Annotated in this window: 22 protein-coding genes and 1 pseudogene; 15 read left to right on the top strand and 8 right to left on the bottom strand. The window is 74.6% G+C overall.

Features of this window, described 5'->3' with window-relative positions; genetic code table 11:
- The first annotated feature begins 10 nt into the window (after positions 1 to 10).
- Positions 11 to 1216, top strand: a complete 1206-nt coding sequence (locus tag CLV43_RS31935) for a GNAT family N-acetyltransferase (protein WP_106191808.1) — start codon at positions 11 to 13, stop codon at positions 1214 to 1216.
- A 99-nt stretch (positions 1217 to 1315) separates the two neighbouring features.
- Here CLV43_RS31935 and CLV43_RS31940 read toward each other — a convergent pair whose 3' ends face one another.
- On the bottom strand, positions 1316 to 2266 hold the full coding sequence (locus tag CLV43_RS31940; protein WP_245887135.1) for an NAD(P)-dependent alcohol dehydrogenase: 951 nt from the start codon (positions 2264 to 2266) through the stop codon (positions 1316 to 1318).
- Positions 2267 to 2467: 201 nt separating this feature from the next.
- Between CLV43_RS31940 and CLV43_RS50510 the strand changes: the two are divergent.
- The 3 genes and pseudogenes from CLV43_RS50510 to CLV43_RS31955 all read left to right on the top strand — a co-directional run.
- A pseudogene (locus CLV43_RS50510) lies at positions 2468 to 2734 on the top strand (helix-turn-helix domain-containing protein); the annotation flags it as partial.
- A gap of 134 nt (positions 2735 to 2868) precedes the next feature.
- Positions 2869 to 4095 carry an NAD(P)/FAD-dependent oxidoreductase gene (locus CLV43_RS31950; protein ID WP_106191810.1) on the top strand — a complete coding sequence of 409 codons (1227 nt, stop codon included), beginning with the start codon at positions 2869 to 2871 and terminating at the stop codon, positions 4093 to 4095.
- Positions 4092 to 4550, top strand: a complete 459-nt coding sequence (locus tag CLV43_RS31955) for a tetratricopeptide repeat protein (RefSeq protein ID WP_106191811.1) — start codon at positions 4092 to 4094, stop codon at positions 4548 to 4550. Before CLV43_RS31950 ends, CLV43_RS31955 begins: the two co-directional genes overlap by 4 nt.
- Here the strand turns inward: CLV43_RS31955 and CLV43_RS31960 are convergent.
- Entirely contained in the window at positions 4547 to 5488 is a 942-nt protein-coding gene (locus CLV43_RS31960; RefSeq protein ID WP_170156104.1) for a 5'-3' exonuclease, read from the bottom strand. The genes CLV43_RS31955 and CLV43_RS31960 overlap by 4 nt on opposite strands.
- A gap of 61 nt (positions 5489 to 5549) precedes the next feature.
- On the opposite strand from CLV43_RS31960, the gene CLV43_RS31965 reads away from it, so the two are divergent.
- From CLV43_RS31965 to CLV43_RS31975, 3 genes are read left to right on the top strand one after another with little or no spacing between them, the layout of a single operon-like run.
- Positions 5550 to 6680, top strand: a complete 1131-nt coding sequence (locus CLV43_RS31965; protein ID WP_106191813.1) for a M24 family metallopeptidase — start codon at positions 5550 to 5552, stop codon at positions 6678 to 6680.
- Positions 6677 to 7126 carry an Lrp/AsnC family transcriptional regulator gene (locus CLV43_RS31970; RefSeq protein WP_211304644.1) on the top strand — a complete coding sequence of 150 codons (450 nt, stop codon included), beginning with the start codon at positions 6677 to 6679 and terminating at the stop codon, positions 7124 to 7126. Before CLV43_RS31965 ends, CLV43_RS31970 begins: the two co-directional genes overlap by 4 nt.
- Complete coding sequence (locus CLV43_RS31975) at positions 7127 to 7990, top strand: phosphotransferase family protein (protein WP_106191815.1); 864 nt, start codon at positions 7127 to 7129, stop codon at positions 7988 to 7990.
- Here the strand turns inward: CLV43_RS31975 and CLV43_RS31980 are convergent.
- The 3 genes from CLV43_RS31980 to CLV43_RS31990 are packed head-to-tail and all read right to left on the bottom strand — an operon-like array spanning position 7960 to position 13669.
- Positions 7960 to 9123, bottom strand: a complete 1164-nt coding sequence (locus CLV43_RS31980) for an FAD-dependent monooxygenase (protein WP_106191816.1) — start codon at positions 9121 to 9123, stop codon at positions 7960 to 7962. The genes CLV43_RS31975 and CLV43_RS31980 overlap by 31 nt on opposite strands.
- A gap of 52 nt (positions 9124 to 9175) precedes the next feature.
- A complete protein-coding gene (locus CLV43_RS50165) occupies positions 9176 to 12154 on the bottom strand; it encodes an ATP-binding protein (RefSeq protein ID WP_106191818.1) in 2979 nt (992 codons plus the stop codon).
- A gap of 51 nt (positions 12155 to 12205) precedes the next feature.
- Positions 12206 to 13669, bottom strand: coding sequence for a glycosyl hydrolase family 79 C-terminal domain-containing protein (locus tag CLV43_RS31990; RefSeq protein WP_146174975.1), 1464 nt, complete (start codon positions 13667 to 13669; stop codon positions 12206 to 12208).
- A 149-nt stretch (positions 13670 to 13818) separates the two neighbouring features.
- On the opposite strand from CLV43_RS31990, the gene CLV43_RS31995 reads away from it, so the two are divergent.
- From CLV43_RS31995 to CLV43_RS32010, 4 genes are all read left to right on the top strand, one after another.
- A complete protein-coding gene (locus tag CLV43_RS31995) occupies positions 13819 to 14550 on the top strand; it encodes an MBL fold metallo-hydrolase (protein ID WP_106191821.1) in 732 nt (243 codons plus the stop codon).
- A 61-nt stretch (positions 14551 to 14611) separates the two neighbouring features.
- The gene (locus tag CLV43_RS32000) at positions 14612 to 15601 is read left to right on the top strand and encodes a GlxA family transcriptional regulator (protein ID WP_245887136.1); all 990 of its coding nucleotides are present in this window, start codon (positions 14612 to 14614) and stop codon (positions 15599 to 15601) included.
- Complete coding sequence (locus tag CLV43_RS32005; RefSeq protein WP_106191824.1) at positions 15568 to 16224, top strand: DJ-1/PfpI family protein; 657 nt, start codon at positions 15568 to 15570, stop codon at positions 16222 to 16224. Before CLV43_RS32000 ends, CLV43_RS32005 begins: the two co-directional genes overlap by 34 nt.
- 166 nt (positions 16225 to 16390) lie before the next feature.
- Positions 16391 to 16819, top strand: coding sequence for a pyridoxamine 5'-phosphate oxidase family protein (locus CLV43_RS32010; RefSeq protein ID WP_106191826.1), 429 nt, complete (start codon positions 16391 to 16393; stop codon positions 16817 to 16819).
- A gap of 6 nt (positions 16820 to 16825) precedes the next feature.
- Here CLV43_RS32010 and CLV43_RS32015 read toward each other — a convergent pair whose 3' ends face one another.
- Complete coding sequence (locus tag CLV43_RS32015; protein ID WP_170156105.1) at positions 16826 to 17530, bottom strand: TetR/AcrR family transcriptional regulator C-terminal domain-containing protein; 705 nt, start codon at positions 17528 to 17530, stop codon at positions 16826 to 16828.
- Between the two features lie 56 nt (positions 17531 to 17586).
- Between CLV43_RS32015 and CLV43_RS32020 the strand changes: the two genes are divergently transcribed.
- Positions 17587 to 19167 carry an FAD-dependent monooxygenase gene (locus CLV43_RS32020; protein WP_106191827.1) on the top strand — a complete coding sequence of 527 codons (1581 nt, stop codon included), beginning with the start codon at positions 17587 to 17589 and terminating at the stop codon, positions 19165 to 19167.
- 3 nt (positions 19168 to 19170) lie between these two features.
- Here CLV43_RS32020 and CLV43_RS32025 read toward each other — a convergent pair whose 3' ends face one another.
- Positions 19171 to 19857 (bottom strand): GntR family transcriptional regulator, encoded by a 687-nt coding sequence (locus CLV43_RS32025; RefSeq protein WP_106191829.1) that lies wholly within the window; start codon positions 19855 to 19857, stop codon positions 19171 to 19173.
- A 71-nt stretch (positions 19858 to 19928) separates the two neighbouring features.
- On the opposite strand from CLV43_RS32025, the gene CLV43_RS32030 reads away from it, so the two are divergent.
- From CLV43_RS32030 to CLV43_RS32040, 3 genes are read left to right on the top strand one after another with little or no spacing between them, the layout of a single operon-like run.
- The gene (locus tag CLV43_RS32030; protein ID WP_106191978.1) at positions 19929 to 20351 is read left to right on the top strand and encodes a VOC family protein; all 423 of its coding nucleotides are present in this window, start codon (positions 19929 to 19931) and stop codon (positions 20349 to 20351) included.
- Entirely contained in the window at positions 20348 to 21106 is a 759-nt protein-coding gene (locus tag CLV43_RS32035; protein WP_106191830.1) for an SDR family NAD(P)-dependent oxidoreductase, read from the top strand. Before CLV43_RS32030 ends, CLV43_RS32035 begins: the two co-directional genes overlap by 4 nt.
- An 11-nt stretch (positions 21107 to 21117) precedes the next feature.
- Positions 21118 to 21834, top strand: a complete 717-nt coding sequence (locus CLV43_RS32040; protein WP_106191832.1) for a glutamine amidotransferase — start codon at positions 21118 to 21120, stop codon at positions 21832 to 21834.
- A gap of 6 nt (positions 21835 to 21840) precedes the next feature.
- On the opposite strand, the gene CLV43_RS32045 is transcribed toward CLV43_RS32040, so the two are convergent.
- On the bottom strand, positions 21841 to 22677 hold the full coding sequence (locus CLV43_RS32045) for a polysaccharide lyase (RefSeq protein ID WP_245887137.1): 837 nt from the start codon (positions 22675 to 22677) through the stop codon (positions 21841 to 21843).
- Between the last annotated feature and the right edge of the window lie 122 nt (positions 22678 to 22799).

Below are 22799 nucleotides of genomic sequence, written 5' to 3' on the forward strand. Positions count from 1 at the left end.
GATCCAGGTCGTGGCCGACCATGACATCCGCGTCCTCGACGAGACCCAGGTGCGCGCCGCGCACACCCTCTTCCGCGGCTCGCTGCACACCGCGCCCGCGCCGGACGAGAAGTGGGAGCAGGTGAAGGGCACGTACGAGCCCGGTCGCACGCTCGGCGCCTTCCAGGACGACGAGCTCGTGGGCACCGCGCAGTCGTGGGCCGCGGGGCGGCTGGCCGTCCCCGGCGGCGACGTGCCGCTCGCCGCGGTCAGCCGGGTGGGCGTGCGGACCGACTGGACGCGCCGCGGCGTGCTGAGCGCGCTGATGCGCCGCCAGCTCCGCTCGTTCCAGGAGGCGGGTGAGATCACCGCGACCCTGAGGGCGTCCGAGTCCACGATCTACGGCCGGTTCGGCTACGGCGTCGCCTCGCGCGGCCGCGGGGTGAAGATCGACCGCTACCGCGCCGCCCTGCTGCCCTCACCGGGCACCGGCGGCCGTATCCGGCTGGTCGACAAGGACACCGCGTTGACGCTGGCGCCGCGGATCTACGAGGCGGCCGGGCTCACCCGGCCGGGCGCGACCAGCCGCTGGCCCGCCTGGTGGCAGCTGAACCTGCCCCGCGCGTTTGACGAGAACGGCAAGCTCGCCGTGCACCGCGGCCCGGACGGCGACGACGGGTTCGTCGTCTACGAGGTCAAGTCGAGCTCGCCCTCCGGGCACGGCAACTGGGTCCTGACCGTCCTCGACCTCGTCGCGGCCACCCCGCAGGTGTGGGCGGAGCTGTGGCGCTTCGTGTTCCGGGTGGACGTCGTCGACGAGGTCGTCGGCGACCTGCGACCGCTCGACGAGCCCCTCGAATGGCTGTTCGCCGACCGCAGGGTGGTCAAGGTGACCGAGGTCGAGGACGAGACCTGGCTGCGGCTGGTCGACGTGCCCGCCGCCCTCGCCGCCCGCGCCTACGGCCGGGCCGAGCCCGTGGTGATCGGCGTCCGCGACCGCTACCTGCCGGAGAACGACGGCACCTACCGCGTCACGCCGGACGGCGCCGAGCGCACCGACCGGCCCGCCGACCTGGCGCTGGACGTCGACCTGCTCGCGTCCACCTACCTCGGTGACGTCCCCTTCAGCACCCTGGCCGCCGCGGGCCGCGTCGACGTCCTCGACCACACCGCTCTGCCCCGCGCCGACGCCCTGTTCGGGACGTCCCAGTCGCCGTGGGCCGGGACCTTCTTCTAGGGGTTTCCGCCCGCCAGGGGAATTCGACGCGCCGCGGTCGGGAATGGTCGACCGCGGCGCGTCGAATTCGTCCCGCCGATTCCGCCGGGCATTTCCGGGTCAGGGGAGCTCGACGACGAACTTGCCGCGCACCCCGCCCTGCTCCAGCGCGCGGTGCGCGGCGGCGATGTCCTCCAACGGGAACACCTTGTCGACCAGGGGGCGGATCGTCCCCGCCCGCACCCAGCGGCCGAGCTCGGCCAGCAGCGGGGTGGTCGGGTTGCCGCTGAAGAAGCGCACCCACCGGGTGCGGCGCGGCGCGTTCACGAGGATGAAGCCCACCGACCGGACCAGGTGGGAGGGGTCGAACGAGATGGCGACCATCCGCCCGCGCGGGGTGAGCAGCCGGTGGAACGCGGGCAGGTCGGTGCCCGCCGTGTCGAGGACGACGTCGAACCGGCCCAGGTCGCCGGGGTCGCGGTAGTCGATGGCCTCGTCGGCGCCCAGCTCCCTGACCAGGTCGAGGTTCGCGGCGCTCGCCAGGCCCGTGACGTGCGCGCCCATCGCCTTCCCGAGCTGCACGGCGATGTAGCCGACGCCCCCGGAGGCGCCCCGCACCAGCAGCCGTTCGCCGGGCGCGAGCGCGGCCTTGTCCCGCAGCGCGGTGATCGCCGTGGTCCCGACGGGCAGCGCGACCGCCTCCGCCGCGGTGAGACCGGGAGGAGCGTGGTCGAGCCGCTGTGCGGGGACCGCGACGTACTCGGCCGCCGACCCCATCCGCCGCCCGATCAGCCCCCACACCCGGTCGCCCACCGCGAACCTGCTCGAACCCGGCTCGACGACCTCGCCGACCAGGTCGACACCCACCCGCTTCGGGAACCGGTTGCCGGTCAGCGGGCGCAGCAGCCCGGCGCGCACGCCGGTCTCACCGCCGTTGACCGACACGGCCCTGACCCGGACCAGCACCTCACCCCGGTCGGGGCGCGGAACCGGCCCGGTGGTCACGGACAGCACCTCCGGAGGGCCGTAGCGGTCATAGGTGGCGAGTCGCATCGAAGTGGGGATCACCATTCGAATGCTAGGGCGGGAAATGGCCCCGGTCCCCTTCTCCGGTCGAAGTGAGAGGTGTTGCCATTCGGGCATATCGCTTTCGGTGAGAAAGGAATTCCGGTCGCGGAAGGGCGGTTCACGGCGACCGGAACGGGGCCCGCAGGCCCTCGGTCCGCACGTGCGGCCGTTCGGCGTCCTCGTGGTCGGCGGCGGCGACGCGCGGTGCGATCCGCTTGGCCCTTGAGCACGTGTGCAGGGGAGGAGGTCCAGGAGGTCGGCGAGCGGGAGGACGGCGCGTCCTCCCACCGCACCGCGTCCGCCGGGGACGGTCGTGTCCAGCACGATCGGCGCGGCCGGGGCCAGGTCCTGGCGGCCGCCCGGCGGTCGTTCGACGAGCGCGGGCTCGCGGCCGAAGTCCGGGAGATCGCCCGGCCCGCCGGTGTCGGCGTGGCCGTGTTCCACCGGCACCTCCCGACCGAGGACGACCTGGTCGGGGCCGTGGTGGCCGACGACGTAGCCGAGTGGTCCGCCGCCGCCGACCTGGCGGCCGCCACCGAGGCCTGCACACCCGCGCGGTGTCGACCCGTCGTGCGGAGGGCGCCACGCGCGGTTAGCGTCGGGCCATGGCACGCGTGGTGGTCGTCGGGGCGGGGTTGGCCGGGCTCAGCGCGGCCGACGTGCTGTCCGCCAAGGGGGTGGACGTGTCGGTGCTGGAGGCGGGCGACGACGTCGGCGGGCGGGTGCGCACCGACGTCGTGGACGGCGCCCGCCTCGACCGCGGCTTCCAGATCCTGCTGCCCGCCTACCCCGAGGTCGTCCGGCGGTTCGACCTCGCCGCCCTCGACCTGCGGCCGCTGCGCTCCGGCGCGTTCGTGCACCAGGGCGGGCGGCACGACCTGCTCGCCGACCCCCGCGGCGGCCCGGCGGCGTGGCAGGGCGTTGCCGCGCAACGGGTCCTGGGGTTCACGGACCTGCTCGCGCTGGCCGGGCTGTCCGCCCGCGACTGGCTCGGCCCCGCGGGCGCCATCACCGGCTCGGTCGACCGGACCACCGCCGCCGAGCTGAAGCGCTGGCGGCTGTCCGACCGGGCCGTCGACACCGTGCTGCGGCCGTTCCTGTCCGGCGTGTTCCTGGAGTCGGAGCTCACCACGTCCTCGCGGTTCTTCCACTTCGTGTGGCGCAGCTTCGCCCGCGGCGGCGCCGCTTTGCCCGCCGCGGGCATGGCCGCGCTGCCCCGGCAGCTCGCGGGCCGCCTCCCCGAGGGCGCGGTCCGGCTCGGTGCCGAGGTCGTGGGCGTGCGCGACGACGGGGTCGACCTGGCGGGCGGTGAACGGGTCGAGGCCGACGCGGTCGTGGTCGCCACCGACGGGGGAGTCGCCGCCAAGCTCGTCCCCGGTCTGCGCGAACCTGCCTGGCACGGCGTCACCACCTGGTACTTCCGCTCGCCCGAGTCACCGCTGCGCGACCCCTCGCTGCTCGTCGACGGCGACGGCGGCCCCATCGTCAACACCGCCGTCGTCTCCGAGGCCGTGCCCTCCGACGGGCCGGTCGTGCAGGCGTCGTTGCTGGACGCCTCGATCGGCGAGACCGCGGTCCGGATGCGGCTGGCGAAGCTGTACGGCACGCACACCGGCGACTGGGAGCTGCTGGCCCGCTACGAGATCCCGCACGCGCTGCCCGCCATGCCCGCCCCGCACCGCTTCCGCTCACCGGTGCGCGTCGGTGGTCGCCGCTACGTGTGCGGCGACCACCGCGACACCAGCTCCATCCAGGGCGCGCTCGTGTCCGGGCGCCGTGCGGCGGAGGCGGTGCTGGCCGACCTCGGACCGGCCGCCACACTCTTGGCGTGACCGACGAAGCGAAGCTCCGGACCGCCGCCGAGGCGGGGGACGTGCGGGCGATGATCGACCTGGCCGACCTGCTCCTCCCGCAGTACGAGGAGGCCCCCGAACGGCTGGCCGAGGCCGAGTCCTGGTTCCGGCGGGCGGCCGGGACCGGCGATGCCGAGGCCATGACGGCGTTCGGCCAGTTCCTCTACTACGACGACGAGCACGACGAGGCCGCCGAGTGGTACCGGAAGGCCGCCGACCTCGGGCACGCCGAGGCCATGGCGGGCCTGGGCGACTACTACGACTTCATGGGCGACGAGGAGGAGTCCGAGCGGTGGTACCGCCGCGGGGCCGAGCTCGGCGACGAGAGCGCCAAGTCCAACCTCGCCGCGCTGGAGTCGATGCGGCGCCGCTCGGCCGAGTCGGCCTCCTCGGCCGGTGACCGCCCGGAAAGCGGTCACCGGCCCGGCGCCTAACGACGTTCGAGCGCCGACACCAGCCTGGGCAGCGAGCTGCCCAGGCCCCAGCGTCGGCCCAGCTCGGCCACCCGGTCGGGGTCCACGGGAGCGGCGGGCACGGTGTCGGGGCGGTCCATCACGACCGGCGCGTCCACGGCGACGTTGACGACGGTCGGCGCGGCGGCCAGGTAGGACTCGGCGGCGATGAGGCTGTTGCGCGCCCGCGTGGTCAGCTTGCGGTCGCGGGGGTCGTTCACCGCGGCCAGCACCGCCTCCAGCGACCCGAACTCGGTGATCAGCTTGGCGGCGGTCTTCTCGCCGATGCCCGCGACACCGGGCAGGCCGTCGGACGGGTCGCCGCGCAGCACGGCCATGCCCGCGTAGGCCGCGCCCGCGTCCTCCACCGGCAGCGCGTACTTCGCGGCCAGCTCCTCGGGGCCGAGCAGCTCCGCCTTCGCCCAGCCGCGGCCGACGTAGAGCACCCGCACCGGGGTCGGGGTCTCGCGCACGACCTGGAACAGGTCGCGGTCGCCGGTCACGACCTCGACCGGGTCGGACTTCTCGTGGTGGGCCAGCGCGCCGATGACGTCGTCGGCCTCGTAGCCCGACGCCTCCGCCGTCGCGATGCCGACCGCCTGGAGCACGTCCATGATGATCGGGACCTGCGGCGTGAGGGTGTCCGGCACCTCCTCGGACCCGTCGGTCGCCTCGGCCGCCACGCGGTGGGCCTTGTAGGAGGGCAGCGCGTCCGTCCGGAACGCGGGGCGCCAGTCGGCGTCCATGCAGGCGACCAGCCTGCCCGCGTGGCGTTCGGTGATGACGCGCGCGATCGTGTCCACGAACCCGCGCACGGCGTTGATCGGCGTGCCGTCCGGGGCGGTCATCGATTCGGGCAGCGCGTAGAACGCGCGGAAGTACAGGCTGGCGGAGTCGAGCAGCACGAGGGGGTGGGCCACGGCGCAAGCGTGCCAGACTCCGCGACTCCCGCCACCGGACGCGCCCACTAGGCTCGACGACATGTCGACCAGCATTGGCCCCATCGACGTGGACGCGCTGCGCGCACGCCTCGACCGCGCGGGCACGGCCGCCGCCGCGGCGGACGTGGACGCCCTGTTGATCTCGCCGGGTTCGGACCTCGCGTACCTGCTCGGAGTGGGCGGCACGTCGTTCGAACGGCTCACCTGCCTGGTGCTGCCGGTGGGAGGCACACCGGTGCTGGTCGTCCCGAAGCTGGAGCACCCCGGCTACGCGGGCCTGCCCACCGACCGGCTCGGCGTCGACGTCGCCACCTGGGTCGACGGCGAGGACCCGTACAAGATCGTCACCGGGGCGCTGCGCGGCACCGGCCGGGTCGCCGTGTCGGACATGATGCCCGCACTGCACACCCTGGCCCTGCGCGACGCGATCGGCGGCGAGCAGGTGCTCGCCGGACCGGTGCTGCGCGAGCTGCGGATGCGCAAGGACGCCGTGGAGATCGCGGCGCTGCGCAAGGCGGGCGCGGCCATCGACCGCGTGCACGCGCGGGTGGGGGAGTGGCTGCGCGCGGGCCGCACCGAGGCGGAGGTCGGCGCGGACATCGCGGCCGCCATCGTCGAGGAGGGCCACACCGAGGCCGAGTTCGTCATCGTCGGCTCCGGCCCCAACGGCGCCAGCCCGCACCACGGCCTGTCCGACCGGGTGATCGAGGCCGGTGACGTCGTCGTGGTCGACATCGGCGGCCCCGTCGCCGAGGGCTACTGCTCCGACTCCACCCGCGTGTACTCCGTCGGCGAGCCCCGGTTCGACGACGTGCGCTCCACCTACGCCGTCCTCCAGGCCGCCCAGCAGGCGGCCGTGGACGCCGTCCGCCCCGGCGCGACCGCCGAGTCGATCGACGCCGCCGCGCGCGAGGTCATCGCCGAGGCCGGGTTCGGCGAGTACTTCGTGCACCGCACCGGCCACGGCATCGGCCTGGACGTGCACGAGGAGCCCTACATCGTCGGCGGCAACACCCTGGAGCTGGAGCCGGGCATGGCGTTCAGCATCGAGCCCGGCATCTACCTGCCCGGCCGCTGGGGCGCCCGCATCGAGGACATCGTGGTGGCCACCGAGACGGGTGTGGAGAGCCTCAACAACCAGCCGCACGAGCTGGTGGTGCTGCCCGCGTGACGAACCTGGAGCCCATCGACCGGGCGATCCTGCGCCAGCTGGCCGCCGACGGCAGGTGCAGCTTCACCGACCTCGCCGAGCGGGTCGGGCTGAGCGTCTCCGCCGTGCACCAGCGGGTCAAGCGGCTGGAGCAGCGCGGGGTGCTCAAGGGCTACGGCGCCCGGTTGGACGGCGACGAGATCGGGCTGCCGCTCAGCGCGTTCATCTCGATCACGCCGATCGACCCCGCGGCCCCGGACGACTACCCCAAGCGGCTGGAGCACCTGCCGCAGATCGAGGCCTGCTACTCGGTGGCGGGCGACGCCTCCTACGTGCTGCGGGTGCGGGTCGCCTCGCCCGCCGCGCTGGAGGACCTGCTCCGCCAGATCCGCGAGGCCGCCAACGTCTCCACCCGCACCACCGTCGTCCTGTCCACCCCGTACGAGGACCGGCCGCCGGCGGTGTAGGTGGACCCGGACCTGGTCGAGGTGGCGCGCGAGCGCGGGCTGGTCGGCCTGCGCCCGTTCGCACGGGGGCTGGAGTTCGCGGTCCTGCGGGCCACCGACCCGGCGGGGCGCGAGGTCGTGCTGCGGACGCCGTCGGGCGGGCGCTTCCAGGGCAACGCCAACGACCCGGACGTGGACACCCGCTCGCTGCTGGCGCGCGAGGAGCGGGTGGTGCGGCACCTCGCCGCCGCCGGACTGCCGGTGGCCACACCCGTCGAGCTGGTGCTCGGCGGGCGGGACGTGCTGATCAGCCATTACGTTCCCGACGACGGCGGTGACGCCGACCCGGTCGGGCTCGGCGCGCTGCTGGCCCGGCTGCACCGCGTTCCCGCCGTCGCGGGCGTGCCGTCGTGGCGGGTGGTGCCCGAGCGGGTCGTGCGCCGGTGGCGGGAGGTCGCCGCCCTGGTGCCGGGACTGCCGCCCGCGCCGGACCGGCGGTGGCTGTCCGACGTGCTGCGCGGTCGACCGGCGGACAGCTTGCTGCACCTGGACGTGCGGGCGCCCAACCTGCGCTGCGTCGGTGGCGAGGTGCTGGCGCTGCTGGACTGGTCGAACGCGCTCGTCGGCGATCCGGCGCTGGAACTGGCCCGGCTGGCGGAGTTCGCGGCGCTGCCCGAGAACGGCCTGGACGCCGACGGGGTCCTCGCGGGCTACGGGAGTCCGCTGCCGGAGCACCCGTCGTCCACCCTGTACCGGCTCGACGCGGCTGTCATGCTCGCGCTGGTGTTCCTGTCCGAGGAGCCCGACGCCGACCGCGGCGGGCGCGCGGTCGAGCGGCTGCTGGAGCTGCGGCGTCAGCTGGACGACCCGGTGAGCGCCGGGTAGTCGTCGAGGGTGATGCGGGTGGCGTACCGGTCGGTCATCCGCATCATGGTGCGGAACAGGAAGCCGGTGGTGAACAGGCGGTTGCGCAGCCTGATGCCGAGTCCCGTCCTGGGCGCGAGGAACGGTCCGGCGTTGCCGTTCTTGGACACCTTGGCGTAGGGCCGGAACTTCTCCTCGTAGCGGCGGAACGCGGTGCGGTGGTCGCCCGCGGCCTCGACGAGCTCGCCCGCCAGCACGTAGGCGCCGACGACGGCGAGGCCGCTGCCGAAGCCCCCGAGCGTGTTGCCGTAGGCGGAGTCCCCGAGCAGCACGACCCGGCCGCGCGAGTAGCCGTCGACCTCGACCCGGCTGATCGAGTCCACGTACACCTCGGCGGCACCGTCCACACCGGACATCAGCTCCGGCAGTCGCCAGGCCGCGCCGCGGTAGGCGTTGCGCAGCACGGCTTTCTGCTGCTCCGCGTCGTACCGGTCGTAGTCGAGGCGATCGGCGGCGAACACGAAGAACGCGGTGGCCTTCGGCCCGCCGACCGCGGCCATCCGGCCGGGCTCGTTGTACACCACGGGTTCCTCCGCGCGGCCGCCCAGGTCGGTCAGTGCGTAGTGGTAGCCGAGGTGGTGGACGTAGTCGTCCTCCGGGCCGAAGGCCAGCCCGCGGACGGTGGAGTGGATGCCGTCGGCCCCGACGACGAGGTCGAACGTGCGCGGGGCTCCTCGTTCGAAGGTCGCGTGCACGCCGTCGGCGGTCTCGGTGAGCGAGGTGACCGAGTCGCCGAACACGTACTCGCACACCTCCGCCGTGCGCTCGTGCAGCAGGCGGGACAGGTCGCCGCGGCGGATCTCGATCTCGCCGCCGGTGAACTCGCCGGGGATCACGGCCAGCGGGCGGCCGTCGGCGTCGACGACGGTCTGGTCGTGGCCGCCGGTCTGCAGCCGCCGCACGTCGTCGAGGATCCCCATGCGCTCCAGGACGGCGCGGTGGGTGGCGCCCTTGAAGTCGACGGCCTGGCCGCCGTCGCGCGGGGCCGGTGCCTTCTCGACGACGGTGACGGTGCAGCCCGCGCGGCCGAGCCAGAGGGCGAGCGCGGGACCGGCGATGCCGGCGCCGGAGATGAGGACGGTGGTGTTCTTCATGTCCGGCAGCCTGACCGGGGCCGCTGACAGTCCGTCGGCGATCGGCTGACAGTCAGCCCTCCAGCGCTGTCAGCGCCTCCGCGCGGGACATCGCCGCGCCCCGCGCGAACGCCTCGGCGAACGCGGCCGTGCCCAGGGCGTCCGTCGCGGCGGCGGCGATCCGCGCCACGTCGGCGTCGCCGGTCGTGGTCGTGGTCGTGCCGCGCAACGCCACGGCCGTCCCGAGCAGCAGGGCGGCCCGCTCGGCCGACCCGCGCGGCAGTGCGGCGTCGGCCAGCCCTTCGGCGGCCGTCGCCAGCGTCGAGCCCAGCCCGGACGTCCGCGCGACGGCCAGCGCCTCCGGGTACCGGTGGGCGTCCCCGAGCCTGCCGAGCCCGACCAGCGCCCGCGTCCGGACGCCCTCGGTGCCGTAGTCGGGCCGTCCCGCCGTCAGCGCCAGGTCGAGCTGCCGCCGGGCCTCCGCCAGGTCACCGCGCAGCCGGGCGAGCTCACCGAGCCCGACCCGGATCGCGGCGGGCACGTCCGGGCGGCCCGCCTCGGCGCTCAGCTCGGCGGCCACCTCGTAGTCGGCGGCCGCCGCGTCGTGCTCGCCCTGCCGCACCAGGCAGTCCGCCCGGCGGCAGAGCACGTCGACCCGCTCCTCCAGCGCGCCCAGCTCCCCGAACCCCGCCAACGCCTCCGCCCACAGCGCGTGCGCCCGCGCCCACTCGCCGCGCAGGCCCGCGACCTGGGCCAGCCAGTCGAACGCCTGGGAGGTGCCCCACCGCTCGCCCAGCCCGCGGAAGGCGTCCAGCACGGCCAGCAGCCGCCGTTCACCCTCGGCGGGCCGCCCGTCGAGCACCCGCACCAGCCCGACGCTCAGCCTGCCCAGCGCCGCGTTCCACGGGTCCGTGCCCAGCGGCGGCTCGTCGTCGGGCACCGGCCCCCACGGTCCGACGGTCATGCCCCACAGCGCCGTGCCGAACGGGTAGCGCGCCAGCCACCCGGCCTCCCGGACGATCGCCTCGCCGCGGACCCAGTGCTCCGGCGCCGCCCGCGGCACGGCGTGCACGACGCAGGCGACGTACTCCTCCTCCAGCCCTTCCGGCACGTCGGTCAGCAGCGCCGCGGCCGCCTCACCGGCCTGGCTGCTCCGGCCGCTGAGCCACCAGTACGCGGACAGCGTCGCGACCAGCCGGTACGCCGTCTCCCGCTCCTCCCGCACGGCCCAGCGCAGCGCGGCCATCAGGTTCGCGTGCTCGGCCGACAGCACCGCCAGCCACTCCAGCTGGTCGGCTCCGCGCAGGTGCGGGTCGGCCCGCGCGGCCAGGTCGAGGTGGTAGCGGGCGTGCGCCCGGCGCAGCTGCGCCTCCTGCCCGGACTCGGCCAGCCGGTCCGCGCAGAACAGCCGGATCGTGTCGAGCATCCGGTAGCGCGCGCCGTCGGTCTCGACCAGCGACTTGTCGACCAGGTCCGCCAGCACGTCCTCGGTGCCCGCGCAGACCTGTTCGACCGCGGCGAGCGGCGCGCCCCCGGTGAACACGGCGAACCCGCCTGCCAGCTCGCGCTCCCGCGGACCGAGCAGGTCCCAGCTCCACCGCACGACCGCCGTCAACGTCCGGTGCCGGGCCGCGGCCGTGCGGTCCCCGCGCGACAGCAGCGGGAACGGTCCGTGCTCGACCAGCCGGTCGGCGACGTCCTCGGCGGTGAACTGGCGCAGCCGGGCCGCCGCCAGCTCGATGGCCAGCGGCAGCCCGTCGACCGCCGCGCAGATCCGGACCACCGCGGCCACGTGCTCCGGACCCACGGCGAACCCCGGCCGCACCGCCGCCGCCCGGTCGGCGAACAACCGCACCGCGGGGTAGGCCCGTGCGTGCTCCGCCGCCACGTCCGGCGGCGCGACGTCCAACGGCGCCAACGGGACCAGCACCTCACCGGTCAGCCCGAGCGGCTCGCGGCTGGTGGCCAGCACGGTGAGGTCGGGGCACTCGGCCAGCAGCGTGCGGACGAGCGCGGCGGCCGCGTCCACGACGTGCTCGCAGTTGTCCAGCACCACCTGGTCGCGGCCCAGTGCCGAGACCAGCCTGCGCACGGGCCCCTGCGCGGCGGACTCGCGCAGCCCGAGCGCGCCGAGCACCGCCCACGGCACCTGGTCGCCGTCGGTCAGCGGGGCCAGGTCCACGAACACCGCGTCCGGTCGCGCCGACTCGACGGCCAGCCGCGTCTTGCCGATCCCACCCGGCCCGGTGACCGTCACCAGGCGCGCGTCCCGCAGCCCCGCCAGCCGCGCCAGCTCCCGGCCCCGGCCGGTGAAGCTCGTCAGCTGCGCGGGCACCCCGCGCCGGGCGGGCCGCCGCGCCCGCAGCAGGTCCAGGTGCGCCTCGGCCAGCTCCTCCGACGGGTCCGCGCCGAGCTCCTCGGCCAGCACCCGCCGCGCCTCGGCGAACTCCGCCAGCGCCTCACCCCGCCGTCCGGCGGCCTCCAGCGCCCGCATCAACCGCACCCGCAACCGTTCCCGCAACGGGTGCGCGCCCACCAGCTCCCGCAGCTCCGCGACCGAGCACCCGCCCGCCTCGGCCAGGTGCTCGAACGCGGTCAGCCGCAGCTCCTCCAACCGCGTGACCCGCGCCTCCGCGTGCGGCAGGTCGACCAGCGCCTGCCCCCGCCACAGCCCCAGCGCCTCCCGCAGCACCTCCACCGCGCCCTCGGACCGCCCGGCCTCCACCAGCCGACGCCCCTCGCCCACCAGCCGCTCGAACCGGTGCACGTCCACGTCGTCCGGCTCCACCGCCAGCCGGTACCCACCGCCCCCGAACTCCACGACCCCACCCAGCACCCGCCGCAGCCGCGACACCTGCGCCTGCACCGCGTTGCCCGCGCCGACCGGCACGTCCTCCCCGTACTGCCCCGCCACCAACCGCTCCACCCCGACCACCCGGCCCGCGTCGAGCAGCAGCATCACCAACAACGCCCGCGGCCTCGGCCCGCCGACGTGGACCAGCTCCCCGTCGACGGACCGCACCTCCAGTGGGCCGAGCACGCCGAATCGCACGGGGTGATTGTCGCGCCGAGCAGTGGGGGCGGGTGCCACCGGGGACCGCGGCTAGCAGCCGTCCAGCGTGATCAGCACGGCACTGCCCGCCCGCACGTCGACCCCGAGCGACCCGCCGCGCGCCCGCACCCGCTCCGCCGGACCGGGGCTCAGGTGGCCCTGGCGGTCCACGGTGGCGCCCTGGACGGCGGTTGCCTCCGCACCCAGGCTGTCGCCGGTGAGGCGCAGGACGTCGGCGGAGCGGGTGCGGGGGCCGACGGCGATGTCGAGGTGCACGGGAGCGGCGGTGGTGTCGTCCTTCTGGACCACGGCGATCCTGGTGCGGCCGTCGTCGCCCCGGACGGCGTAGGCGGTGGTGTTGCGGTCGGTCGACAGGGTCACCGGCAGGAACCGGCCCGCGCCCATGCGGCGGGCCATCCACAGGCCGTAGTAGATGGGCATGGCCTTGTACACCTGGGCCTGCTCGTCGGCGGCGGTGGCGGCGCAGATGGGGGTGTAGCGCTGGAACTTGCCGTTCCAGATCGGCGCGTCGCACACCCCGAGTCCACCGTGGACGTTGATCCCGTCCACCCCTGCCCGCGCCATCTGCATGCTGTAGTCCAGTCCCCACAACGCGGAGGCGAACCGGTTGCTCACGCCGTCGACCCCGCCGCCGTAGGCGGAGTTGGCCTCGTCGACCCGGAACGGCAGCCCATTCGCCTTGGCGGCGGCCAGGTTCGCCGAGACGGACCTGAGCTGGGCGGTGACCGTGGCCGGTGACAGCAGCGTGGCGATCGTGGCGTCCGGACCCGCGCTGTACTGGTGCACGGTGAGCATGGCCAGGCGGTCCCGCTCGTCGGCGGCCAACGACGCCGCCCACGACGAGGACGTCCCGGCGGTGTCCGGCCCGGCGACGCGCTTGCCGCCCACCGCGGCGGCGCACGTCCCCCAGTCCGCCCGGTAGTCCGGGTAGGCGTACCCCGCGGGCCGGAACCCCTTGCCCACCCACTGGTCCGGCTCGTTGCCGCACTCGGCGGCGACCAGCCTGGGGCCCAGGATGGACGACATGGCCCTGGCCTGGTCGACGCCGAGCCCGGCGTCCCAGCGGCCGAGGTTGATGCCCACCAGGGCAGTCCACCCGGTGACCGACAGGAACCTGTTGAGCCGCTTGACGTCCGAGGGCGTGACGACGTCGTTCACCCAGGACGGCAACGGGTTCGGCGGCTGCTGCCCCTCCGGCACCCACAGCGTGTCCCGGTCGAGGGTGTTGCCGGAGACGCGGACGTTGCCGCGCCCCAACGTCCTGAACAACGCGGCCGCGTTGCCCTTGGCGGCGTCGAGGTTCCCGATGCCCAGCTCGCGCATCTCGAACGACAGCCCCACGAAGTCGGACGCGATGCGCCCCGCCGGGTGGTCGAAGTCGATCGCGATCGTCGCCGTGGACACCGGATCCGCCACCGCGACCCCGGTCGTCCCACCCGTGCAGGCCACCACGGCGACCGCGCACACGGCCGTCCGCCACCTGGTTGTGCTCATGCCGATCTCCTCGAACGCGGAACAGGACCGGCGGCGGCACCCTTGCGAGCGAGTTGCAACGATCAAGCGGTGCCACGGTACGTCGGCACCGACGGCACGGGCAAGATCAGGACGAGATACCGGTCGTCGACATCCCCGGAGGACGAACGATGGACGTGGTGCACCGGCTGGGCGACGGGCTGGTCAACTTCTACCTGGTGGACACCGGCGAGGGGGTCGTGCTGGTGGACTCCGGTCTGCCGGGGCACTGGCGAGGACTCCTCGCCGACCTCGACCGGCTCGGGTTCGCCCCGACCGACGTGACGGACGTGCTGGTCACGCACGCCCACCCCGACCACATCGGGCTGGCCGAGCGGCTGCGGGTCGAGGCGGGCGCGCGGATCCACCTGCACGAGCGCGAGGCGGGGCTGGCCGCCGCGCCGCTGAGGCCCGCCGCCGACTCCCGCCCGGAGAAGTCCGTTCTGGGCTACGCCCTGCGGCGGCCGTCGGGCCTGCGCACCCCGGTGCACCTGCTCCGGCTGGGTGGGCTGCGCACGAAGCCGGTGGCGGACCCGGTCGTCTTCACCGACGGCCTGCTCGCCGACGTGCCGGGCCGTCCGCTGGCCGTGCACACCCCCGGCCACACCCACGGGAGCACGGTGTTCGTCTTCCAGGACCACGCGTTCACCGGTGACGCGCTGGTCACCAGCGACCCCATGGTCGGCAGCGTCGGACCCTCGCTGCTGTGCCGGGCGTTCACCAACGACGGCCGCGCGGCCCTGGAGTCGTTGCGGGCACTGGAGGCGCACGACGTCCCCCACGTGCACCCCGGTCACGGCGACCAGTGGCACGAGGGCCTGCCCGCGGCCGTCCGGGCGGCGGTGGCCGCGGGCGTGCGGTGATGGCGGGATCCGAGGGTCGCAGGTCGTTGCCGCCATGACCGGGCCCCCGCAGAGTGGGGGAGTGCGCGAGATCCTGGTCATCGGCTACGACGACGTGTCGTTGCTGGACGTGGCGGGACCGGTCGAGGTGTTCGACGGCGCCCGCCGCGCCGGGGCCGACTACCTGGTGCGGCTGGCCTCGGTCGGCGGCGGTCCGATGCGGGCCACCGCGGGGCTGCGCCTGCTCACCGAGGACCTGGCCGGGGTCACCGGGCCGGTCGACACGCTCGTGGTCGTCGGCGGGTTCGGGTCGGACTCGGTCGACGGCGAGCTGGTCACCCACCTCCGGCGGCTGGCGGGCACGGCCCGCCGGGTCGCCGGGGTGTGCACCGGGGCGGTGGTGCTGGCCGAGGCCGGCCTGCTGGCGGGCGGACGGGCGACCACGCACTGGGCGTACTGCCGACGGCTGGCGCTGCTGCACCCGGACGTCGAGGTCGTGCCGGACGCGATCTTCGTGCGGCACGGGCGGATCACCACGTCGGCGGGGGTGACGGCGGGGATCGACCTGTCGCTGGCGCTCGTCGCCGACGACCACGGCCAGGACATGGCGCGGCGGATCGCGCGCTGGCTGGTGGTGTTCCTGCAACGGCCCGGCGGCCAGTCGCAGTTCAGCCTGCGGGCCCAGGTGCCCGCGGTCAGGTCGGAGGGCCTGCGCGCGGTGCTCGACGCCATCGCGGCCGACCCGGCCTCGCCGTGGACGATCGCCGACCTGGCCGACCGCGCCTCGATGAGCACCCGCCACCTGGCACGGGTGTTCCCGCGCGAGGTCGGCGTGCCGCCCGCCCAGTACGTCGAGCGGGCGCGGGTCGAGTTCGCCGCCTCGCTGCTGGACTCCGGCGACGAGGCGCTGGCCGTCGTGGCCCGCCGCAGCGGGTTCGGGTCGACCGAGACGCTGCGGCGCGCGTTCCAGCGGGTCCTCGGCGTCACACCGGGCGGATACCGCGCGCGCTTCCGCACCACCTACGAAGGGGAGAACCGATGGACATCGCTTTCGTCCTGTACCCGGACATGACCGCGCTCGACGTGGTCGGACCCTACGACGTGCTCGGCCACGGGCCGGGCGTGACCCCGCACTTCGTCGCGGCCGCGCTCGACCCGGTCCGCTGCGACGCCGGGATGCTGCTCGCGCCCACCACCACGTTCGCCGAGCTCGACCGCGCCGACGTGATCGTCGTGCCGGGCGGCAAGCCCTTCGACGTGCTGGCCGAGGGCACGGTCGCCGAGTGGCTGCGGAAGGTCCACCCGACCGCGACCTGGACGACGTCGGTGTGCACCGGGTCGACGCTGCTCGCCGCGGCGGGTCTGCTGGCGGGACGGCGCGCCACCACGCACTGGGCGGTGCGCGACCTGCTGGCCTCGCTGGGGGCCGAGGTGAGCGCGGACCGGGTCGTGCGCGAGGGGTCGGTGATCACCGCCGCGGGGGTGTCCGCGGGCATCGACATGGCGTTGACGCTGGCCGGGATCATGTGGGGCGACGACGTGGCCCAGGGGCTCCAGCTGGCCATCGAGTACGACCCGCGGCCGCCCTACGACAGCGGCTCGCTGGAGAAGGCGCCCGCGGAGGTGGTCGCGGCCGTTCAGGCCATGATGCTCAGTGACTTCAGTGCAGACCAAAACAAACCCGCGGAGGTCTGACGACGGCACGACCCGGCGGCGGGCTCCCCGCCTGCCGCCGCACGGGCGATCGGGTTCACTGGGTGGCGCTGGTGCGGTGAACCGAGCGAGCGGCTGGGCCCGGAAATGCCCGCCGAGGATCGTGGCCACCGCGCCAGGTCTGCGCGTACCGACGGGAAGGGCCGTGATGAGCACTGACGCCAGTTCACTGACCGCCGAGGACCTGGAGTTCCTCCGTCGTCCGCTGCACGGGCTCCTGTCCGTGGCCGCGGGTCCGGTCCCGGCGCAGCCCCGACCGGTCTGGTTCAAGGCCACCGCCGAGGGCACCGTCCAGCTGTTCACCGGCCCGGACACGGTCAAGGTGCGCCGCCTGCGCCGTGACCCCCGCGCCTCGATCGTCGTCGCGGCGCCCGTGGGGGAGCGCGAGCGCTGGGTGTCGGTCGCGGGCCGCGTCACGGTCGAACCCGACGGGGCGCACGACCTCGCCTCCCGGCTGGCCGCCCGCTACTGGGACCTCGACGACCCGACCCGCGCCGCCGACCTCGCCGGGATCCTGGCCGAGGAGCAGGTCCGCCTGGTCCTGCACCCGGAGACCGTGAGCCGCTACGCGTACTGACCCCGGTCAGCCCGCCAGCCGGGCCGCAAGGCCGTCGAGCACGCAGTCCAGGCCGAACGCGAAGCCGGCGTCCGGGTCGACGTCCTCGCCCTCGTGGACGCGGCGGGCGAGCAGCGGGTGCTCGCCCGCCGCGAGGACCCGGGTGATGTAGGGGCCGACGCTGTGCTGCCACTGCCGCTCGGTCAGGCCGGTGCGCTGCTCGGCGAGCCGGTCGGCCAACTGGGCGGCCACCGAGCCCAGCACGTAGGACTGCACGGTGCCGAGCGCCTGCGAGGCCAGGGTGATGTCGGGTGTGAGCGCGACGGCGGCGCGCAGCGCGGCTTCGGACCGCCGCAGGGAGTTGGGGCCGAGCGAGGGCCTGCCCGTCATCTCGCCCGCCAGCCACGGGTGCCGCAGCAGGGTCGCGCGCAGCGCGTGCGCGACCGCGGCCAAGCCCGCGCGCCAGTCCGGCGCCGACTCGGGGAGCGGGTTCTCGCCCTGCACCGCGTCGACCATCAGGTCCACCAGCTCGTCGCGGTTGGTGATGTAGCGGTAGAGGGAGGCCGTGCCGGAACCGAGGTCGCCCGCGACCCGCCGCATCGACACCGCGGCCAGTCCCTCGGCGTCGGCGACGGCCAGTGCGGCGGCCACGAACTGCTCCACTCCCGGCGCGCGCCGTCGCGGTTCGGGGCGCGGCCTGGTCCACACCGACGCGGGGTCGGGTTCGGTCATCGGGGTCGTTCCTCTCCTCGTTGACCGGGATCCTACCTTCTGGCTACGGTGTATCCATGACGGACACGACGTATCCAGAAGTTCCTGTGCTCGTGGTCGGCGGCGGAAGCGTCGGGCTGCTCACCGCGGCGCTGCTCGTCCACCACGGCGTCCCCGCGGTGCTCGTCGAACGCCGGGCCGGGCCGTCGGTCCACCCGCGCGCCACCGGCATCGGTCCCCGCACGGTCGAGGTGCTGCGCGAGCTCGGGCTCGACGCCGCCGCCGACGCCAAGGCGGTGGACCTGCGGGGGGCCGTGGGCAAGGCGGTGGCGCGGACCGTCGTCGAGATGGGCGCGGGCGACGTCGTGACCGTACCCATGCCGACCCCGGTCGAGGGCGAGCTGGAGCTGACGCCGTTCCGGCTGCGGGGCGTGTGCGCGCAGGACCGGCTCGACGCCGTCGTGGCGGCGGACCTGGTGCGGCGCGGGGCCGACCTGCGCTGGTCGACCCGCCTGGTGGGCATCGCGCAGGACGCCGACGGGGTGGACGTCGAGCTGGAGGGTCCGGACGGTCGCCATCGGTTGCGCTGCGCGCATGTCGTGGCCGCGGACGGTGCGCACAGCGCGGTGCGCAACGCCCTCGGCATCGGCACGTCCGGTCCGGGCGACCTGGGCAAGACGATGATCAACATCCTGTTCCGCGCCGACCTCCGCCCGCACCTGCGGGGGCTGTCCTTCGCCACCTGCACGATCACCGTGCCGGAGGCTCCCGGTCTGCTGGTCACCGTGGACGGCGCGACGGACTGGGTCTTCCACGTCACCTGCGACGTCGAGGCGGGGGAGCGCCCCGAGGACTTCACCCCCGAGCGCTGCGCCGCGATCGTCCGGACGGCGGTCGGCGACCCCGACCTCGACGTCGAGGTGCGCAGCGTGCTCCCCTGGCGGCCCCGCAGCGCCCTGGCCGACAGGTTCACCTCCGGTCGGGTGTTCCTCGTCGGCGACGCCGCGCACACCGTGTCGCCGCTGGGCGCGTTCGGCCTCAACACCGGGGTCGCCGACGCGCACAACCTGGCGTGGAAGCTGGCCGCCGTGCACCGCGGCGAGGCGGGTGCGGGTCTGCTCGACACCTACGCGCACGAGCGCGAACCGGTCGCCGCGGCGACGCTGGACCAGGCGCTGCGCAGGCTCGGCGACCCCCGACTGCACTGGGGCCGCGGACCCGAGGCCGACGCCGCCAGGCAGGCCGCGGGGGTGTGGGCGGCACCGGTCGTGCACCTGGGGCAGCGCTACGACTCGGCCGCCGTAGTCGACCCGCACCCGGAGCTGCCGTCCACAGTGGACCTCGTGCTGGACGGCACACCGGGCTCACGGGTGCCCCACGCGTGGGTCGACGGGGTCTCGACCCTCGACCTGGTGTCGTCCCGCTGGACCCTGCTCGTCGGCACCGCGGGCGACCGCTGGCTCGCCGCCGCGTCGGAGGTCGGTCTGCCCGCGCACCGCGTCTCCGCACCGTGGTTGTCCGCCGAGGGCGCGATGTTGGTGCGGCCGGACGGGATCGTCGCGTTGCGGGTCGTGGCCCCGGCAGGGGATCCGGTGCGGTTCCTCACCGGGGTCCTCGACCAGGTGCTGGCGCGGCCGGTCGCGGTGTCGAGCGCCTGATCGCTAGTCCTGCTCGTCGGCGGTGATGTGGGCGAGCAGGGCCTGCCGGGCGGAGTGGACGTGCTCCTCGGCGCGCCGGGCCAGGGTCGCGACCTTGCCGGAGCGCAGCAGGGCCGCCAGCTCGCGGTGCTCCTCGACGACGCGGGCGCTGTAGTGCTCGAAGCCGACGGCGATCCGGCGCAGCTGGAACAGGTAGACCTGCGACCGCAGCGCCTCCCACGCCTCGGTGAGCCTGCGGTTGCCCGCGGCGGCGTAGACCTGGTCGTGGAACGCGATGTCGAGCGCGAGCAGCCGCGGGCCGGAGGTGTCGCCGTCGAGCTCGATCGCCATCGCGTCGACCAGGTCGTCGAGCTCGCCCAGCTGGTCGGCCGACGCGGTCCGGCGCGCGCTGGTCGCGGCCAGCCGGTCCAGTGCGGCGCGCACGGCGTAGACCTCCTCGACGTCGTGCGCGGTGACCTCGACGACGGTGGTGCCGCGGTGCCAGGCGCTGCGCAGCAGTCCTTCGCCCTCCAGCATCGCGAGCCCTTCGCGCACGGACCCGCGGCTGATGTCCAACGAGGCGGCGAGGTCGACCTCGCGCACCGCCGAGCCGGGCGGGAAGGTGCCCGCGAAGATCGCCTCCCGGACGCGGTCGGCCGCCTCGTGGGCCAGCCCGCGCCGGTTCGCCTTGCCCAGTGGTGCGTTGGTCATGTCCTAATGTTGACATTAGGACATCGTGGGTTGCAATGTGGGGCGACGCCACCGACCCCGAGGAGCGGTCCATGACCACCAGTCCCGCCGTCCACCTGGCCATCCCGGTCGACGACCTGGGCGCGGCCCGCCGCTTCTACTCCGACGTGCTCGGCCTGGCGGAGGGCCGGTCCACCGACCACTGGGTCGACTGGGACCTGCACGGCCACCAGCTCGTGACGCACCTCGTCGACGGCGGCCCGGTCCCCGCCGGGACCAGCGCCGTGGACGGGCACGCCGTGCCGATCCCGCACTTCGGGCTGCTGCTGGCGACCGACGACTTCCACCGGTTGGCCGACCGGCTGCGCGCGGCGGGCGTCGACTTCGTCGTCGAGCCCTACCGGCGCTTCCCCGACGAGCCCGCGGAGCAGTGGACGATGTTCTTCCACGACCCGGCGGGCAACGCGTTGGAGTTCAAGGCTTTTCGCGACTCCTCGAAGGTCTTCGCCCGATGAGGCGGGTCCTGGTCACGGGTGCCTCGCGCGGGATCGGGCGGGCCGTCGCGCTGGCGTTCGCCGAGCGGGGCGACCGGGTCGCGGTCCACTGCGCGGCCAACCGCGAGGACGCCGAGGAGACGGTGCGGCTGCTCCCCGGCGACGGTCATGCGCTGGTCGTCGGCGACCTCGGCGACCCCGAGGTCGCGCGGCGGGTGGTCGAGGAGGCCGTGGCGGCGCTGGGCGGGGTCGAGGTCCTGGTCAACAACGCCGCGGTGGCCCCGACCGCGGCAACCCGGCACGACCCCGCGGAAGTGTCCTATTCGGACTGGCAGGAGGTCTGGCGGCGGATGGTCGACGTCAACCTGCTGGGTGCGGCGAACCTGACCTACCACGTGGTCCGGCACCTGGTGGACCGCGGTGCCGCGGGCAGCGTCGTCAACGTCGGGTCGCGCGGCGCCTTCCGGGGTGAGCCGGACTTCGCCGCCTACGGCGCGACCAAGGCCGCGCTGCACGCGTTCGGCCAGTCGATGGCCGTGGCGCTGGCCCCGCACGGGATCTCGGTGACGTCGGTGGCGCCGGGGTTCGTCGCGACCGAACGGCAGGCGGGCAAGCTCGCGGGCCCGGCCGGGGAGCGGCTGCGCGGGCAGAGCCCGTTCGGCCGGGTGGGGACGGCGCGGGAGGTGGCCGCGGCCGTGGTCCACCTGGCCTCCCCGGAGGCCGCGTGGTCCTCCGGCGCGGTGCTCGACCTCAACGGCGCCTCCTACCTGCGATGAGGGGAACGGTCATGACGAAGACCGCGCTGGCCGTGCGGCACCTGGCGTTCGAGGACCTCGGCCTGCTGCACCCGCTGCTCGTCGGGAGCGGTCACACCGTGCGGTACCTGGACGTCGGCGTCGAGGGCGTCGACACCGACGCCATCGCGGCGGCCGACCTGGTGGTCGTGCTCGGCGGACCGATCGGCGCCAACGACGAGGACCGCTACCCGTTCCTGGGCGAGGAGATCGCCGCCATCCGCAAGCGGCTCGACGGCGGTGGGCGGACCCTGGGCATCTGCCTCGGCGCGCAGCTGGTCGCGCGGGCGCTGGGCGCCGACGTCGTGCCGTCCGGGCACACCGAGATCGGCTACGCGCCGCTGGAGCTCACGCCGGAGGGGGCCGGCTCGCCGTTGCGCCACCTCGACGGCGTGCCGGTGCTGCACTGGCACAACGACCGGTTCGACGTCCCGCGCGGTGCCGTCCGGCTGGCCTCGACCCCGCGCTGCCCGAACCAGGCGTTCGCGCTGGGCGCCGACGTCCTGGCGTTGCAGTTCCACCTGGAGACCGACCACCGCGTGGTCGAGCCGTGGCTCATCGGGCACGCGGAAGCGCTTGCGGCGGCGGGGATCCACCCCCGTGACATCCGGACCGCCGCCGCGGCGGCGGGTCCCGCGCTCACCGCCGCGGCGTCCTGCGTGGTCGAGGAGTGGCTGAGGGGGCGCCTCGACGGAGACGCCCCCTCGTGACCGGTCTCAGAGCTTGCTGGTGCTGATGGCGAAGTTGGAGAAGTAGGAGTGCACTTCCTTCTTCGGGCCCCAGCTCGTGTCGTGCCCGCCGAAGAAGGTGGAGAAGAAGACCCCCTTGAACTTGATGCCGGAGATGCCCGGCGCCGACTTGCTCGACAGCACCTGCTCGCCGTCGTACCAGACGGTGATCTGCCCGGTGGAGCGGTTCACCGACTGCTGGATGGTGTGCGTGCTGCCGTCGGGCGAGAAGTTCCACGACCCGAGGCCGATGTCCTTGCCGTATCCGTCGTCGGTGGGCGTGTAGACGTAGACCTCGCCCTTGCTGCCGTTGCGGAACATGAACCGCGTCGACCACGCCTGCCCGTGGTTGCCGCCGCTGGCCTCGCCGGTGTTGCCGCCGTAGAGGCCGGGCAGCTTGCCGCCGAGGCCGAAGTCGAAGCCGGACGGGAACCGCACGTCGTACTTGAGGTAGAGCGTGGTGGCGCCGGTCAGGTCGGAGTGACCGTTCTTGGCGAGGTTCTGGTAGAACTGCCCGCCGCCGGAGGTGGGGCAGTTCGTGCACGACGGCGCGGAGGACCCCTTGCCGTACTTGACGTCCAGGGTCGCGCCGCTCGCCTTCATGTTGCCGAAGCCGAACTCGCCGCTGCCGTCGACGCCCCAGGCGTCGCGCCAGGAGGACGACGGGAAGCCGGAGAACGTGCCGGTCCACGTCGAGGCCGCGGCCTCCACGGATCCCGGCAGCGCGGCCGAGGCCGGTGCGGCGTGGGCGGCGGGGGAGAGTGCGACGGCCGAGACGGCCACCGCGAGCAGGGTCTTGGCCAGCCGAGAAGCCAGATGCGACATCCGGTCTTCCTTTCCTTCGAAGGGGCGGTGCCCTTGGCGGCGGCGTGGTGGAAGACGTTAAGCGGTCTAGACCACAAGTTCAAGATGGCGATTCATGTTCATGGATGTGAACCACTGGATCG

This window comes from Umezawaea tangerina (assembly GCF_003002815.1).
Lineage (GTDB): Bacteria > Actinomycetota > Actinomycetes > Mycobacteriales > Pseudonocardiaceae > Umezawaea > Umezawaea tangerina.

Excerpts from the sequence above, each read along its gene's own strand:
- CLV43_RS31940 (WP_245887135.1), bottom strand. The coding sequence starts at position 2,266 with ATGGTGATCCCCACTTCGATGCGACTCGCCACCTATGACCGCTACGGC.
- CLV43_RS31950 (WP_106191810.1), top strand. The coding sequence starts at position 2,869 with ATGGCACGCGTGGTGGTCGTCGGGGCGGGGTTGGCCGGGCTCAGCGCG.
- CLV43_RS31965 (WP_106191813.1), top strand. The coding sequence starts at position 5,550 with ATGTCGACCAGCATTGGCCCCATCGACGTGGACGCGCTGCGCGCACGC.
- CLV43_RS31980 (WP_106191816.1), bottom strand. The coding sequence starts at position 9,123 with ATGAAGAACACCACCGTCCTCATCTCCGGCGCCGGCATCGCCGGTCCC.
- CLV43_RS31990 (WP_146174975.1), bottom strand. The coding sequence starts at position 13,669 with ATGAGCACAACCAGGTGGCGGACGGCCGTGTGCGCGGTCGCCGTGGTG.
- CLV43_RS31995 (WP_106191821.1), top strand. The coding sequence starts at position 13,819 with ATGGACGTGGTGCACCGGCTGGGCGACGGGCTGGTCAACTTCTACCTG.
- CLV43_RS32005 (WP_106191824.1), top strand. The coding sequence starts at position 15,568 with ATGGACATCGCTTTCGTCCTGTACCCGGACATGACCGCGCTCGACGTG.
- CLV43_RS32010 (WP_106191826.1), top strand. The coding sequence starts at position 16,391 with ATGAGCACTGACGCCAGTTCACTGACCGCCGAGGACCTGGAGTTCCTC.
- CLV43_RS32015 (WP_170156105.1), bottom strand. The coding sequence starts at position 17,530 with ATGACCGAACCCGACCCCGCGTCGGTGTGGACCAGGCCGCGCCCCGAA.
- CLV43_RS32020 (WP_106191827.1), top strand. The coding sequence starts at position 17,587 with ATGACGGACACGACGTATCCAGAAGTTCCTGTGCTCGTGGTCGGCGGC.
- CLV43_RS32025 (WP_106191829.1), bottom strand. The coding sequence starts at position 19,857 with ATGACCAACGCACCACTGGGCAAGGCGAACCGGCGCGGGCTGGCCCAC.
- CLV43_RS32030 (WP_106191978.1), top strand. The coding sequence starts at position 19,929 with ATGACCACCAGTCCCGCCGTCCACCTGGCCATCCCGGTCGACGACCTG.
- CLV43_RS32035 (WP_106191830.1), top strand. The coding sequence starts at position 20,348 with ATGAGGCGGGTCCTGGTCACGGGTGCCTCGCGCGGGATCGGGCGGGCC.
- CLV43_RS32040 (WP_106191832.1), top strand. The coding sequence starts at position 21,118 with ATGACGAAGACCGCGCTGGCCGTGCGGCACCTGGCGTTCGAGGACCTC.
- CLV43_RS32045 (WP_245887137.1), bottom strand. The coding sequence starts at position 22,677 with ATGTCGCATCTGGCTTCTCGGCTGGCCAAGACCCTGCTCGCGGTGGCC.